This window comes from Arsenophonus sp. PmNCSU2021_1 (assembly GCF_036919435.1).
GTDB classification, from domain to species: Bacteria; Pseudomonadota; Gammaproteobacteria; order Enterobacterales; family Enterobacteriaceae; genus Arsenophonus; species Arsenophonus nilaparvatae.
Genome location: NZ_JAZHPL010000004.1, coordinates 206,608 through 221,194, shown reverse-complemented (window position 1 = coordinate 221,194; position 14,587 = coordinate 206,608). Strand labels below are relative to the sequence as shown.

Genomic DNA, 14,587 nt, shown 5'->3' with positions numbered 1-14,587 from the left:
TGTTAATCCAAGTCTGATGCCTGATGGCGTTCCGAGACACCGTCATTACCTGTACGATTGACCTTACGACCACGGATCACTGCGGATCGGGCAGCAATCTCATCAGCCCAGCGTTTGACATGGTGATAATTCTGCACTGACAGAAATTCGCCTGCATCGTACAAAGTGCCTTGCACCAGCCAGCCATACCAAGGCCAAGCGGCAATATCAGCGATGCTATATTCTCCCCCCGCTAAATAACGTTTTTCAGCCAAATGGCCGTTTAATACATCTAGCTGGCGCTTGGTTTCCATTGCATAGCGATTTATCGGATATTCAAATTTTTCCGGTGCGTAGACGTAGAAGTGCCCAAAACCGCCGTCGACGAACGGAGCAGAGCCCATCTGCCAGAACAGCCAGTTTAAGGCTTCAGTGCGTGTTGCTGAATCACGTGGTAGCAGCGCGTCAAATTTTTCTGCCAGATAGAGTAGAATTGAGCCAGATTCAAACACCCGCAACGGTCTTTCACCGCTGTGATCAAGCAGTGCTGGTATCTTAGAATTAGGATTTATTTCGACAAAACCGCTAGAGAATTGCTCTCCTTCGCGGATAGAAATTAGCCAAGCATCGTACTCGGCACCGGTATGACCAAGTGCCAGCAACTCTTCCAGCATTACCGTGACCTTAACACCGTTTGGTGTACCCTGAGAATAGAGTTGTATCGGATGCTTGCCGATTGGTAGCTCTTTTTCGTGAGTTGAGCAGGAAACAGGGCGGTTGATATTAGCAAACGTACCACTAGATAGGGGTTGTTGCCATATTTTTGGCGGTATATAGGTCGAAGAATTGGTCATGGAAAATCTCCTTGATAGGTGACGTAGTGAGTAAAAGTAAGAAAGTCTTGTTGTTTCGCTGTACAAGAAAATAATTACCATCCAGTTATGGTTAATATGTGAACAAGTGAATACTAGACAGACTGTAGGAGCATTTTTCAACACTTTATTTTCGGCATTGTACAAAAGATTAGTATCAAATAGCTTACTTTTGTATGTTTTTTGATCGTATCAAATATTTTACTTTTAGGTATCAAATGTTTTGCCGCGCTATAAATGTTATCAAACGCACCAAAATCACGGAAATGAGTAGCGACTAGTAATAAATCATAATCAGGGACAAAAAATTCTTGTATTTCCGGTTCACTTAACACATAAATCGGTTTCCCGGCTATTTCTATTCGATAGTGGTTATGATTATTAGATTGAGGAATAGCTTCAAATTGATATTCCTGCCCAGTTGGTGAGCGTGCTAATAAAATCATGCGATCGCCACGTGAGCGAGATGACTCAAGGCAACCTAACTCGATCAGTTCGTTGATCCTATCGCGAGTTATAGTCAAAGGCACACCAATTGCTTCACCATTTTGTATATTTTTACTGATCAAAGCATTGTATTTTTGCACCTGTTCTGACTGTCCAACAAGCTTACTAAAATTTTGATCAACACAAATAAATCCGGCTTGTAGACCCCAATCGGCAGTTTTCCCTTTACACGAGTTTCGCAATCTCCAAAAAAGAAGTATAAATTTAAAAACAAGAAAAAATCAGGGTGTTCATATTTTGTCGGGGTATCCATGTATTAAAGATATCTATAAAACATTCTTACAAGTAAGCAGTTTAAGATACTCTGGTTTAGCGTTATCAGAAGTAAGCCCATCGCCTTTATCTCATGACACTGTTAGCCAATGGCTAAAAAGTAGATGTTTTAGACCTAAAGACCTATGGCGATTAGTTGAACCTTCTATAGACAAAAAAAGCCCTTGCGTACTAATTGCCGATGATACATTGATTGCCAAAACACGTAGTAAAAAAATAGAGATGGTCCATTATCAATATTCAGGTAATGAACATGAGGTTATTGCTGGCATAGGTTTAGTTAATTTGCTTTGGCATGATCTGACGAAGGTTGAATCAATTCCTATCAATTATCGTATTTATGATAAAGATTCTGATGGAAAAATAAAAAACACGCACTTTTCCGAAATGCTCACTCTTGCTAAAAAAAGAGGGATCATGCCAGAAGCCGTAGTGATGGATGCTTGGTATTCTAGCCTGGATAACCTGAAATCAATTCGCTCTCATGGTTGGATGTGGGTAAACACGCTGAGGAAAAATAGGATTGTTAACCATAACAAACAACTGAACAAGTTAGACATCTCAGAAGAAGGAACGTCAATACACTTGCGAGGATATGGTTGGGTAACCGTTTTCAAATTTACAGCCAAAAACGGCCGTATTGATTACATAGTAACAAACAAAGAGAATCCCACCCGTCAATACGTCAAATCTATCATGGATGCCCGTTGGTCTGTTGAAGTTTATCATCGAGAAGTTAAACAAAACTGTGGTATTGAACGCTGTCAGGCTCGCACGAGCCGAGCGCAAAGAAATCATATTTTTCTCGCTATTTCTGCGTGGTTTGAACAACATAAACGTCGTATATCTGAAAAAATAACCCTTTATCAACAAAATTGGGACGTAATCAAAAGTGCTATTACTGAGCAAATCCGTGTTTTATTAGCGTACCCAAATTAGTTTTGTGCGAAACTCGTGTAATCATAAGCGGCTTAGTGGGATAACCGGCTTCAATTAAAGAGGTCGCATATGGACTAATGGGTCGAATACCATAAATTAGATTTTTTTGAATCGCATAGTTAGAAAGGGTTTTTAAATGCGTTGCTGGAATACCACTTTTTGGTTGGTTTTTCTGACAACTAGTGGAAGGAACAGGTTGTCCGCCATTTGTCTAGGATAGGCAGCATTTAATATTAAATTATTAGATATACGATGCATTTATACTTTATTCCTGCCATTTAAAAAGTGATATTTTACCTATTTTGTTGCATAAAAAACAGTCACATAACTTACTTTAATAAGTAAAAAATAAATTCAGATTGATTGCATGTCTTAACTAATATTCATTCAATTTGATAGATAATTAGTTGACTTTAGCGCAAATAAAAATGTGCCATAAATGGCACATTTTTGTTGTAAAATTATATAGATTAGTTAACGCTTTTTGCTAGCCTGAATATAAAGCATATCCAGTGCGATGGTAGCCGCCGCTAAGGCAGTAATTTGTGAATGATCATAAGCCGGAGCAACTTCCACAATATCCATGCCAACAATATTCAATGGTTGTAAAGCTCGCAACAACTTTAAGGCACGATCACTGGTTAACCCTCCGACAACCGGCGTTCCTGTACCGGGCGCAAAGGGAGGATCCAAACAATCAATGTCAAAGGTCAAATAAACCAGTAATTCACCCACTGTCGATTTTATCTGAGCAATAATATCTTCCAGCGGTGCGTCATTCACATAAGCTGCATCCAACACTGTAAAGCCATTGTGCTTATCATATTCGGTCCGAATACCAATCTGAATGGAGTGTGTGGCATCAATTAATCCTTCATTTGGCGCATGGTAAAACATGGTACCATGATCAAATTGACTGCCATTACTATAAGTATCGGTATGAGCGTCAAAATGAACCAACGCCATGGGGCCAAAATGCTTTACGTGTGCACGCAGTAAAGGTAACGTGACAAAGTGATCACCACCAAAGGTTAAACATCTTTTGCCGGATGCCAATAACTTTTCGATATGTGCCTGCAACTTATCGCTCATATCCTGTGCATCACCAAAAGCAAATACCAGATCTCCGCAATCAACTACTTTTAACTGATCGTTGAGATCAAACTGCCATGGCCAACGTTTACCCTCCCATGCCAGGTTTGCTGATACCTGTCGAATAGCAGCCGGCCCATGACGGCTGCCCGCCCGACCTGATGTCGCCATATCAAAGGGAACACCGGTGATCACCCATTGTGCATCACTATCATAAGGTGAAAAATGGAGTGGAAAACGCATGAAACCAAAGGCATTAGAAACCAAAGAGTTATCTTCTTGATTATTTAATGTATTATTGATCATATAATTTATCTCAAACTGTTTATTAGTGAATAACTTTCACTATTAAGGCTACTGCGCTTCTACCTGGCATCCTCCCTGTCTTAAAGGACGAGATTGACGATGCACCGTTAAGATTTATTCCCTTATCGCTCAATAACCTTGGCTAACTTATATTGACTCACCTTCTAAATAGTTATAACCATATAATCCTGTTTCAAATTCAGCCAGAAACTGCTCCTTTAAACTTTTCGTCAAATCTTTACTATTGACTTGATCACGAAAAAGCGTCAATAACATGTTAGGATCAAGCTTGACGTAATGGAGCATATCCGCCACCGAATCTCCCTCTTCACTTTGTAAATACCTGACTTCCCCTGAATTATCAATACAGACGTCAATCGCTGCTGTATCGCCAAACAAATTATGCATATTGCCTAATATTTCTTGATAAGCACCGACCATAAAAAAGCCTATCATCGGCGGCTCTTCCAGATCATAATTAGGCATCGGCATAGTAGCAGCGATACCATCACCATCGATATAGTGATGAATAATACCATCCGAATCACAGGTAATATCTAATAAAACCGCCCGCCGTTCTAATGGCGCATTTAATCCTTGAATCGGTAATACTGGAAAAAGTTGGTCAATACCCCAGGCATCCGGCATAGATTGAAATAACGAAAAGTTAACATATAACTTATCAGCCATTCGCTCTTGTAACTCATCGATAATAGGACGATGAGCTCGATTACTGGGATCTAAATCCTGCTGAATACGACGACAAATATTAAGATAAAGCTCTTCAGCCCAAGCACGCTCTGTCAAATTTAACATGCCATGGGCATATTGGGTATGCACATCATATAACGAAAGTTGACTATCATGCAGCCATTCACGTAATGAACTGCTATTTCCCTGTTGCATTTCATTCCATGTCTCCCACAGGGAAATCAGCGATAATTCGGTATCTTTCGGTGGTGGCGTGATCTTAGTAAATTCATTACGTTCAACACCAATTATATTGGAAACTAATACGGTATGATGCGCGGTTAACGCTCGACCAGATTCAGTGATCACCGTTGGATGCTCTAACCCATGTTCATCACAAGCTTCACCTATCGCCCAGATAACATTATTGGCGTATTCATTTAAACCATAGTTGACAGAACAATCCGATTGCGACCGAGTCCCCTCATAATCAACCCCAAGACCACCACCAACATCAAAACACTCAATTTTGACACCTAATTTATGTAACTCAACATAAAAACGAGCTGCCTCTCTAGCGCCTGTGGCAATATCGCGAATATTAGACATCTGAGAACCTAAATGGAAATGTAATAATTGCAAACTTTCCAGGCGCCCTTCACTTCTTAATGTATCAATCAACTGCAAAACCTGAGCCGCGGCCAAACCAAATTTTGATTTCTCACCACCACTCGCTTGCCATTTACCCGAACCTTGTGACGCCAAACGCGCTCGTACTCCCAACCGAGGAATAACATCTAACCTTTTAGCTTCATCCAAAACTAGGGCAATTTCAGTCATTTTTTCAATCACTAAGTAGACTTTATGGCCAAGCTTTTCGCCGATCAACGCTAAACGAATATATTCCCGATCTTTATAGCCATTACAAACAATCACTGATTTCGTCATACCTGCATGCGCTAATACAGCCATTAATTCTGCTTTAGAGCCGGCTTCTAAACCTAAGGGTTCTCATGATCTCACTAAAGTTTCAATCACTCGCCGCTGCTGATTTACCTTAATTGGGTAGACAAGAAAGTAATCACCTTGATAGCCATAATCACGACGCGCCCGTTCAAATGCAGCATTAATTGACCGCAATCGATGTTGTAAAATTTGCGGAAAACAAAACAGGGCCGGCAAACGCAGATTTTGCTGTTCTTCCTGTACTTGTTCAACTAAGGCGGCTAAATCAATTTTCGCGTCTGGTTGGTCAAGATTAGGACACACAGTAATATTACCTTGTTCATTAACCTGGTAATAGCCGCCTCCCCAATATGCAATATTATAAGTTTGTTGCATTTTACGCGCGATATTGTTATTCATACTTATCTCCTGAAATGGAGTATGAGCTTCACTTTTTCCCCAACATATCCTATCTAATGAGATAATATTCTGTGCAAATTTTAAAATTTCCAGGAAACAGCAATAACTCTTATTTTATTAAAAAAGGATTCATGACAACTCAGCAATCATTCTGTTATTTAATAGTTGCAAAACAACTTATCAATGAATGATTTTAGTCTGTCTCGAGTACGACCTATAATTTCGACTAGAAGCCATAATATAGAGAAAGGAAATAGAAGCGGCTACACAGACATTAAGCTGTGATGATTGGTAATTTGCTATTTGCTGATAATGGAACATTACCCATTCACCTCAAAACATGGTTATAACATTCAGCCTCAGAACGTAACCATTTTAAATTGAGAAGTAGTATCAATACCGATACTACCGCATAACGCCTGATGAGAAAAAAGGTTCATCAGTTATCGCGCTGTTTATACCTTTATTATAAGAAAAATGCAAAATCAAATTGAATAAAACATCAACATCACGAGTTTCGCAATCTCCAAAAAAGAAGTATAAATTTAAAAACAAGAAAAAATCAGGGTGTTCATATTTTGTCGGGTTATCCATGTATTAAAGATATCTATAAAACATTCTTACAAGTAAGCAGTTTAAGATACTCTGGTTTAGCGTTATCAGAAGTAAGCCCATCGCCTTTATCTCATGACACTGTTAGCCGATGGCTAAAAAGTAGATGTTTTAGACCTAAAGACCTATGGCGATTAGTTGAACCTTCTATAGACAAAAAAAGCCCTTGCGTACTAATTGCCGATGATACATTGATTGCCAAAACACGTAGTAAAAAAATAGAGATGGTCCATTATCAATATTCAGGTAATGAACATGATGTTATTGCTAGCATAGGTTTAGTTAATTTGCTTTGGCATGATCTGACGAAGGTTGAATCAATTCCTATCAATTATCTTATTTATGATAAAGATTCTGATGGAAAAACAAAAAACACGCACTTTTCCGAAATGCTCACTCTTGTTAAAAAAAGAGGGATCATGCCAGAAGCCGTAGTGATGGATGCTTGGTATTCTAGCCTGGATAACCTGAAATTAATTCGCTCTCATGGTTGGATCTGGGTAACCACGCTGAGGAAAAATAGGATTGTTAACCATAACAAACAACTGAACAAGTTAGACATCTCAGAAGAAGGAACGTCAATACACTTGCGAGGATATGGTTGGGTAACCGTTTTCAAATTTACAGCCAAAAACGGCCGTATTGATTACATAGTCACGAGTTTCGCACGGGCATATAAAATTCTAGAAATGGCTTCAGAACAATAATTAATCTGTAACTTGCTAAGACGTATAAATTTACTTAAATTACAATAAGTTATTTTTAATTTATGAGATTTTTTCTATTTATATATTATGCTGAATTAAACTTAAAAATAGAGCGTTTTTTTATTGGTGCGAAACTCGTGATAGTAACAAACAAAGAGAATCCCACCCGTCAATACCTCAAATCTATCATGGATGCCCGTTGGTCTGTTGAAGTTTATCATCGAGAAGTTAAACAAAACTGTGGTATTGAACGCTGTCAGGCTCGCACGAGCCGAGCGCAAAGAAATCATATTTTTCTCGCTATTTCTGCGTGGTTTGAACAACATAAACGTCGTATATCTGAAAAAATAACCCTTTATCAACAAAATTGGGACGTAATCAAAAGAGCTATTACTGAGCAAATCCGTGTTTTATTAGCGTACCCAAATTAGTTTTGTGCGAAACTCGTGAACATATTTATCTATATCTAGCAAATCAGATTTTTGCCATCAACAAAGATAAAAAACAGCTAGCAATAGCGCAAAATTAACATTAGAATAGACGTCTGGATGGTAATACATCTAATTCAGTTTCTCAGAATTTTTAAGGTAATAAAACATCTATGACCACACATCTTTTCACCTCTGAATCAGTATCAGAAGGTCATCCTGATAAAATTGCAGATCAAATTTCAGACGCAGTTCTTGATGCAATTCTTGAACAGGATCCAAAAGCACGCGTTGCATGTGAAACCTATGTAAAAACAGGTATGGTAATGGTTGGCGGTGAAATTACGACCAGCGCCTGGGTAGATATTGAAGAAATTACGCGGCGCACGATACGCGAAATTGGCTATACCAGCTCCGATATGGGTTTTGACGCCAATTCCTGTGCTGTTATCAGTGCAATTGGCAAACAATCTCCTGATATTAATCAAGGAGTCGATCGTGCAAATCCTTTAGAACAAGGCGCAGGCGATCAAGGGATCATGTTTGGGTACGCTAATAACGAAACCGATGTTCTTATGCCAGCACCAATTACTTATGCTCACCGCTTAGTCGAACGCCAAGCCGAAGTGCGAAAAAATGGTACTTTGCCCTGGTTACGTCCAGATGCTAAAAGCCAAATCACTTTCCAATATGAAAATAATAAAATAGTGGGCATTGATACTATTGTCTTATCTACTCAGCATGCTGAAGAAATTAGCCAAGACACCTTATCAGAAGCGGTAATGGAAGAAATTATTAAGCCAGTATTACCGACAGAATGGTTACAGCAAAATACTAACTATTTTATTAATCCAACAGGTCGTTTTGTTATAGGCGGTCCAATGGGTGATTGTGGTTTAACTGGCCGTAAAATTATTGTCGATACTTACGGTGGCATGGCTCGCCATGGTGGCGGGGCTTTTTCTGGCAAAGATCCGTCTAAAGTCGATCGTTCTGCTGCCTATGCAGCGCGCTACGTAGCAAAGAATATTGTTGCCGCGGGAGTTGCTGATCGCTGTGAAATTCAAATTTCTTATGCGATTGGTATCGCTGAACCGACATCCATCATGATCGAAACTTTCGGTACTGAAAAAATAGCCAATGAAACGCTGGTTCATTTAGTGCATAAAATCTTTGACTTACGTCCTTATGGTCTAGTCAAAATGCTCAATTTATTACAGCCTATTTACCGTCAAACAGCAGCGTATGGACATTTTGGCCGTCCTCAACTCCCATGGGAAAAAACAGATAAAGTTGCTGAACTTCGCGCAGCCGTCGGTTTTAATTAACTAATCGTCGATTTTATCTTGTTAAAACAGCAAAGCAAGGGACAGGTGACACTTGAGGATGCTAATAAAGGTAAATATGAAGGTTATCGAACACATTTTCAATGGAAAAATGGGTTAACGGTTCGTGACTGGCGTTATGTTGTCCGAATTGCCAATATTGATATGACTAAACTAAAGAAAGATCCTGAAGCTGCCGGTTCGCTTGATTTACCGGATTTATTTATCCAGGCCATTGAAAAAATCCCTAACCTTTCACTCGGTCGTCCCGCTATTTATTGCAATCAGTCAATACGTAGCTGGATGCGTCGACAAATTAAAAATAGCAAAAACGTCAATATTTCGATGCAGGAAATTGCAGGAAAAAAGGTGGTTTCATTTGATGAAATTCCTGTCCGTCGGGTTGATTCTATTTTAACAACAGAAAGCCAGGTTAAATAACTAGGAGAGTAATACCATGATTTTAGATAAAGAGACCTTGTTTTCATTAGAGCAGGCGGTGACGACAACGGGAGAGGGAACGAATACGCTGAATTTAGCCCCCATAAGTGGGGATTTTCGGGATATTGGTCTTGGTGAGCCCTTGGAACTGTTTGTGCAGGTGATTGAGCAAGCTAACGCGGCGGGTAATGCAACCGTGCAGTTTATTTTACAAACCGCTAAGAAGAGTGATTTCTCTGATGCAAAATCGCTTTTTGAATCGGTGGCGCTTCCGGTTGCGGATTTAAAAGCCGGCAAGCGAATAGTGAATAAAGTCCCATCGGGTTCATTAAAATATTTACGGCTTCGTTATGTGGTGACCGAGGGGCCATTAACCGCAGGTAAATTTACCGCAGGAATTAATCTGACGGTTGATGCGCATCCCATTTATCACGCCGTCAGTCAATAGGCTGGAGGTGAGATGTCACACTATAACGTATTGAAAAAATCCTTTATTAATGGTCGGCTGCTGTATCCTGGTGAAACGGTTGAATATGACGGCGTGGCAGGTAATAACCTTGAACTTGTCAAGAGTAAAATACCTTCTCAGTCGAAAAAAACACCTGAAAAAAAGGGAGATAACGCGCAACTAATTGAAGATGATACGCAAAAAAGTGAAGAGGTTGAGCAAGAACTCGCCTCACTGCGTGATGAATATCAGCAATTATTTAACAAAAATCCACACCCTAAATCGGGGGCAGATAAATTGCGCAGCGAGATAGACGCTAAACGAAAAGAATTAGGGGTGTAGCCTTATACGAAAGGGTGCTTATGCGCCTTTTTTATTAGAGGTAAAATGATGGCATCAGAAATTGAAATCTGCAATTTAGCGTTAAGTCGGATGGGAAATAGCCGTTTTATTAATAGCTTTCGTGAAAAAAGCAAAGAAGCCGAACAATGTTGATTACATTATCCTCATTGCCGCGATACGGTACTGACTGATTTTCCCTGGAACTTTGCGTTAAAAAGGATGGCATTAGCGGATACCGGAAACCCGCCGCCTGAATGGCAGTACGCTTATCGTTATCCAACTGATTGCATGAAAGCGATTACCATCATTAGGCTGGGTGAAAAATATAGCCGTCCCGATCAGGCGATTCATTTTGAGGTTGGTTCAGATGAAGCAGGGGTCAGCAAATTACTTTATTGTGATCAACCTAAAGCCTGGTTGCGTTATGTGGCTAAAGTCACTGACGTTAATATGTTTGATCCTATTTTTATTGATGCCACGAGTTTCGCACGGGCATATAAAATTCTAGAAATGGCTTCAGAACAATAATTAATCTGTAACTTGCTAAGACGTATAAATTTACTTAAATTACAATAAGTTATTTTTAATTTATGAGATTTTTTCTATTTATATATTATGCTGAATTAAACTTAAAAATAGAGCGCTTTTTTATTGGTGCGAAACTCGTGGATGCATTAGCCTGGCGATTATCGGCAGAATTGGCACGCTCATTGGCATCAAATGCCAGTATTGGCAATGAATCTTTTCAGTTGTACCAATTAGCGATTCAAAATGCGGCGGCTCACTCATTAAGTGAATCATCCGAACCGACGGATTATATCGATGAATTTACAGCGGCGAGGTTATCCTAATGCCATTGAGTCTTATTCAACCCAGTTTTTCAGGCGGTGAAATTGCCCCTAGTCTATATGGGCGGGTTGATCTTGCTAAATATACGTTAGCATTACGAAAGTGTGAAAACTTTCTGGTTCGTCAGTTTGGGGGAATTGAAAATCGGCCAGGTACCCGTTTTATTGCCACGACTAAATATGCCAATAAAAAATGCCGGCTTATCCCGTTTCAGTTTAGCATCGTACAAACTTATGCGCTGGAATTTGGCGATAAATATCTGCGCGTTTTTAAAGAGGGTGGTCAAGTGTTGTATTCCAGTGGTCCCAATAAGGGTAAGATATTTGAACTACCAACCCCTTATGTGGAAGCAGATTTATTTAATTTGAAGTTTACCCAATCATCCGATGTCATGACGATTGTTCATGCCAATTACCCACCGATGGAATTGCAACGCTATAATCATGACGATTGGAAATTGGTATCAGTGGAAACACGTAATGGCCCTTTTGAAGAGATTAATACCGATAAAGGGAGAAAAGTTTATGCCAGTGCGAGTACGGGAAAAATTACGCTGACTTCGACCCATGCTATTTTTGGCAAAGAGCAGGTAGGTAAGGCGTTTTATTTGGAGCAACCGTCAGTCGATGCAGTTCCAGTCTGGGAAACGGATAAAAAGACTGCCAAAGAAAATCAGCGTCGAGCAGGCAATAATTACTATCGTGCTAATACGGCAGGCAAAAGCGGCACGTTAAGACCTTCGCATACAGAAGGTATGGCCTGGGATGGCTGGGGCGGTGAAATGGGGATCCAATGGCAATATCTTCATAGTGGTTTTGGCATTGTAAAAATTGAGTCGGTCGGCAGTGATGGTAAAACGGCAACCGGCACGGTGATATCTTATGTTCCTTCCAATGCGGTAGGTAAAGATAAAGCCAGTTATAAATGGGCCCGATTTGCCTGGAATGCGGTTAATGGTTATCCAAGTACCGTGGTGTATTATCAGCAACGGCTATTTTTTGCCAGTTCTTATTCCTATCCGCAAACTGTCTGGGCTAGTCGCAGTGGGGATTACAAAGACTTTGGCCGCAATAATCCGATTCAAGATGATGATCGGATTATTTACACCTATGCCGGTCGTCAGGTTAATGAAATTCGCCATTTAATTGATGTGGGCTCACTGATGGCATTAACGTCAGGGGGCGAATATCAAATTACCGGCGATCAAAATAAAGTGTTAACGCCGAGTAGTTTTTCCTTTTCTTCGCAAGGCGCGAATGGATGTAGCAATGTGCCGCCGATATCCGTCGCGAATATTGCGTTATATATTCAGGAGAAAGGTAGCGCTGTGCGTGATTTAGCCTATTCATTTGATGTGGATGGCTATCAGGGAACCGATCTGACTATTCTAGCCAACCATCTCTTTCAAAAACGCCAGATTATTGACTGGGCTTTTTCAATTGTTCCCTATTCCATTGCCTGGTGTATTCGTGATGATGGAAAATTATTGACATTGACCTATTTGAGAGAGCAACAGGTCTTTGCCTGGGCACCCCAACATACCGATGGGCAATTCGAATCAACCTGTAGCATTAGTGAAGGCACTGAAGATGCGGTGTACTTTGTTGTTTGTCGGAAAATAAAGGGCAGTACCGTTCGTTATGTGGAACGGTTATCAAGTCGATGGTTTAGCAAGACCGAAGAGGCTTTTTTTGTTGATTCCGGCTTGTCTTATGATGGGCGTAATAGGGATACCGCTAAGTCTGTGACGCTAATGACCACTGCAAAGGATTGGTCGTATCAGAATAATTTTACGCTGACGGTAACAGGATATTTAAAGCAAGTGATATCAATAATGAAATTCATCTTCCCTATTCTGAAGACGATGAAGACAAAGTATTACGCTGTCGCATTATTACGGTTATCAATGGCAATCAGGTCAGCGTATCGCCGAATAGGGATGTGCCGGTGATATTGCAAAACAACCCCACCCATCAATGGGGTTTCGCGCGATTTGTGTTTTCGGGCTTAGCCCATTTAGAAGATAAAACGGTCAATATCTTAGCGGATGCGAATGTTTTGTCACCAGAGGTGGTGAAAAATGGCGCAATCATGTTAGATGATCCTGCGGTGGTTGTGCATGTGGGTTTGCCTTACATCAGTGAAATGGAAACGCTCGATATTCATATTAATGGCCAGGAGACCTTACTGGATAAAAAGAAATTAATGAAATCAGCCAGCCTGATTGTTCACAGTAGTCGGGGTATCTGGGCCGGCACTGAAAAAGCGCGCTTGTATGAATACGCCCAGCGAGAATTTGAATTTTATGATAATCCGGTTGAGGATGCGACAGGCATTGTTGAAATCAATCTGGATGCTACCTGGAGCAAAAACGGTCGGGTTTATGTACGACAAACGGATCCGCTTCCCTTGTCTATTTTGGCGGTGATCCCGCGTTTAGATGTTGGTAGGTTCTGAATATGGCCAAACAGCATGATGTACAGATTATTAAGGCGACAAAAGAACATATTGAGCGGTTATTACCGCATGTTCGCCAAGCCGATATTGATGAATTTTATGCTATATCCATGATGTCGCCGCGTGAGGTGTTAGAAAAAGGCCTCGCCCAATCAAGACAGTCATGGGCTGGCATCATTGATAATCAGGTTGTCACGATTTTTGGGGTTTCCCCTGGCTCTATTTTAAATGGCATTGGGGTGCCGTGGTTGGTTGGTTCGGATTGGTTGGAAAAATATCAGAAAATCTTTTTAAGGCACTGCCGTCCTGTTCTTAATGGGATGTTAACGCTTTATCCTGAACTCATAAATTATGTTGATGAACGTAATCATGTCGCTAAAGCCTGGTTACATTGGCTTGGTTTTAAAATTGACGACGCTAAACCGGTTGGGGTTCTCAACTATCCTTTTCACCGTTTTGTTATGAGGGCACCGTCATGTGTCATCCCGCCGCGTTAGCTGCCGCTACGCTTGTTTCATCCGGTATGCAAGCTTACAGTCAATATCAGTCTGGCCAATTTAATGCGGATGTGGCTAATCAAAACGCTAGACTGAATGAGCAGATGGCACCGGATGCGATTAATCGCGGTAATGCCGAAGCAGAAAAGCAGCTTTCACGAACACGGCAATTGGAGGGATCCCAAGCCGCAGCTATGGCGGCCAGTGGTGTTGATTTGGGCTCAACGGGGTCACTGGATTTATTTGGTGATACGGCTGCAATGGGCGAACTGGACGCGCTGACCCTGGTCAATAACTCGCAACGTGAAGCTTATGGTTACCAAATGCAGGCTAGAAATGATCGTCTTAATGCCAAACTATCACGCTGGCAAGGCAATATGGGGGCGATGAACACCTTACTAACGGCACCGATAAAAGCCTATAGTGTTTACCGCACGGCGGGTGAATAAAGAACAGTA

14 protein-coding genes and 4 pseudogenes are annotated in these 14,587 nt (G+C 40.7%); 12 read left to right on the top strand and 6 right to left on the bottom strand.

Annotated features, from left to right (window positions below):
- Positions 1-2 precede the first annotated feature (2 nt).
- Positions 3-833, bottom strand: a complete 831-nt coding sequence (yghU, locus tag V3224_RS05560; protein WP_334469155.1) for a glutathione-dependent disulfide-bond oxidoreductase — start codon at positions 831-833, stop codon at positions 3-5.
- 137 nt (positions 834-970) lie between these two features.
- On the bottom strand, positions 971-1,540 hold the full coding sequence (locus tag V3224_RS05555) for an anthrax toxin-like adenylyl cyclase domain-containing protein (protein WP_334469153.1): 570 nt from the start codon (positions 1,538-1,540) through the stop codon (positions 971-973).
- Between the two features lie 55 nt (positions 1,541-1,595).
- Here V3224_RS05555 and V3224_RS05550 point away from each other — a divergent pair, with 55 nt between their 5' ends.
- Complete coding sequence (locus V3224_RS05550; RefSeq protein WP_334469150.1) at positions 1,596-2,570, top strand: IS701 family transposase; 975 nt, start codon at positions 1,596-1,598, stop codon at positions 2,568-2,570.
- On the opposite strand, the pseudogene V3224_RS29760 reads toward V3224_RS05550, so the two are convergent.
- The 4 genes and pseudogenes from V3224_RS29760 to V3224_RS05535 form a co-directional block, all read right to left on the bottom strand.
- Positions 2,530-2,730, bottom strand: a pseudogene (locus V3224_RS29760) (anthrax toxin-like adenylyl cyclase domain-containing protein); the annotation flags it as partial. The gene V3224_RS05550 and the pseudogene V3224_RS29760 overlap by 41 nt on opposite strands.
- A 314-nt stretch (positions 2,731-3,044) precedes the next feature.
- Positions 3,045-3,968, bottom strand: coding sequence for an agmatinase (gene speB, locus V3224_RS05545; protein ID WP_334469147.1), 924 nt, complete (start codon positions 3,966-3,968; stop codon positions 3,045-3,047).
- 147 nt (positions 3,969-4,115) lie between these two features.
- A pseudogene (speA, locus tag V3224_RS05540) lies at positions 4,116-6,023 on the bottom strand (biosynthetic arginine decarboxylase).
- Between the two features lie 405 nt (positions 6,024-6,428).
- Complete coding sequence (locus tag V3224_RS05535; protein WP_334469144.1) at positions 6,429-6,617, bottom strand: hypothetical protein; 189 nt, start codon at positions 6,615-6,617, stop codon at positions 6,429-6,431.
- On the opposite strand from V3224_RS05535, the gene V3224_RS05530 reads away from it, so the two are divergent.
- From V3224_RS05530 to V3224_RS05480, 11 genes and pseudogenes are all read left to right on the top strand, one after another.
- Complete coding sequence (locus V3224_RS05530) at positions 6,602-7,342, top strand: IS701 family transposase (protein ID WP_334469142.1); 741 nt, start codon at positions 6,602-6,604, stop codon at positions 7,340-7,342. The two genes, V3224_RS05535 and V3224_RS05530, sit on opposite strands and share 16 nt — an antisense overlap.
- Before the next feature lie 140 nt (positions 7,343-7,482).
- Positions 7,483-7,773 (top strand): annotated as a pseudogene (locus V3224_RS05525) (transposase); the annotation flags it as partial.
- Between the two features lie 170 nt (positions 7,774-7,943).
- Positions 7,944-9,098 carry a methionine adenosyltransferase gene (gene metK, locus V3224_RS05520; RefSeq protein WP_334469137.1) on the top strand — a complete coding sequence of 385 codons (1,155 nt, stop codon included), beginning with the start codon at positions 7,944-7,946 and terminating at the stop codon, positions 9,096-9,098.
- An 18-nt stretch (positions 9,099-9,116) separates the two neighbouring features.
- Entirely contained in the window at positions 9,117-9,536 is a 420-nt protein-coding gene (locus tag V3224_RS05515) for a major capsid protein (protein WP_334469135.1), read from the top strand.
- A gap of 16 nt (positions 9,537-9,552) precedes the next feature.
- A complete protein-coding gene (locus V3224_RS05510; protein ID WP_334469133.1) occupies positions 9,553-9,984 on the top strand; it encodes a Bbp16 family capsid cement protein in 432 nt (143 codons plus the stop codon).
- Between the two features lie 12 nt (positions 9,985-9,996).
- A complete protein-coding gene (locus V3224_RS05505; protein ID WP_334469131.1) occupies positions 9,997-10,326 on the top strand; it encodes a hypothetical protein in 330 nt (109 codons plus the stop codon).
- A gap of 219 nt (positions 10,327-10,545) precedes the next feature.
- Positions 10,546-10,854 (top strand): hypothetical protein, encoded by a 309-nt coding sequence (locus V3224_RS05500; protein ID WP_334469128.1) that lies wholly within the window; start codon positions 10,546-10,548, stop codon positions 10,852-10,854.
- A gap of 137 nt (positions 10,855-10,991) precedes the next feature.
- Positions 10,992-11,177: a hypothetical protein gene (locus V3224_RS05495; protein ID WP_334469126.1), complete on the top strand. Its 186-nt coding sequence runs from the start codon at positions 10,992-10,994 to the stop codon at positions 11,175-11,177.
- Positions 11,177-13,632 (top strand): annotated as a pseudogene (locus tag V3224_RS05490) (hypothetical protein). The gene V3224_RS05495 and the pseudogene V3224_RS05490 overlap by 1 nt, the downstream one beginning before the upstream one ends.
- Before the next feature lie 2 nt (positions 13,633-13,634).
- Positions 13,635-14,129 carry a hypothetical protein gene (locus V3224_RS05485; RefSeq protein WP_334469123.1) on the top strand — a complete coding sequence of 165 codons (495 nt, stop codon included), beginning with the start codon at positions 13,635-13,637 and terminating at the stop codon, positions 14,127-14,129.
- A complete protein-coding gene (locus V3224_RS05480; RefSeq protein WP_334469121.1) occupies positions 14,108-14,578 on the top strand; it encodes a hypothetical protein in 471 nt (156 codons plus the stop codon). The genes V3224_RS05485 and V3224_RS05480 overlap by 22 nt, the downstream gene beginning before the upstream one ends.
- Positions 14,579-14,587 lie beyond the last annotated feature (9 nt).

Coding starts and splice junctions, on each gene's coding strand:
- speB (WP_334469147.1), bottom strand. CDS start 3,968: ATGATCAATAATACATTAAATAATCAAGAAGATAACTCTTTGGTTTCT.
- V3224_RS05485 (WP_334469123.1), top strand. CDS start 13,635: ATGGCCAAACAGCATGATGTACAGATTATTAAGGCGACAAAAGAACAT.
- yghU (WP_334469155.1), bottom strand. CDS start 833: ATGACCAATTCTTCGACCTATATACCGCCAAAAATATGGCAACAACCC.
- metK (WP_334469137.1), top strand. CDS start 7,944: ATGACCACACATCTTTTCACCTCTGAATCAGTATCAGAAGGTCATCCT.
- V3224_RS05500 (WP_334469128.1), top strand. CDS start 10,546: ATGGCATTAGCGGATACCGGAAACCCGCCGCCTGAATGGCAGTACGCT.
- V3224_RS05480 (WP_334469121.1), top strand. CDS start 14,108: ATGTGTCATCCCGCCGCGTTAGCTGCCGCTACGCTTGTTTCATCCGGT.
- V3224_RS05510 (WP_334469133.1), top strand. CDS start 9,553: ATGATTTTAGATAAAGAGACCTTGTTTTCATTAGAGCAGGCGGTGACG.
- V3224_RS05535 (WP_334469144.1), bottom strand. CDS start 6,617: ATGGATAACCCGACAAAATATGAACACCCTGATTTTTTCTTGTTTTTA.
- V3224_RS05505 (WP_334469131.1), top strand. CDS start 9,997: ATGTCACACTATAACGTATTGAAAAAATCCTTTATTAATGGTCGGCTG.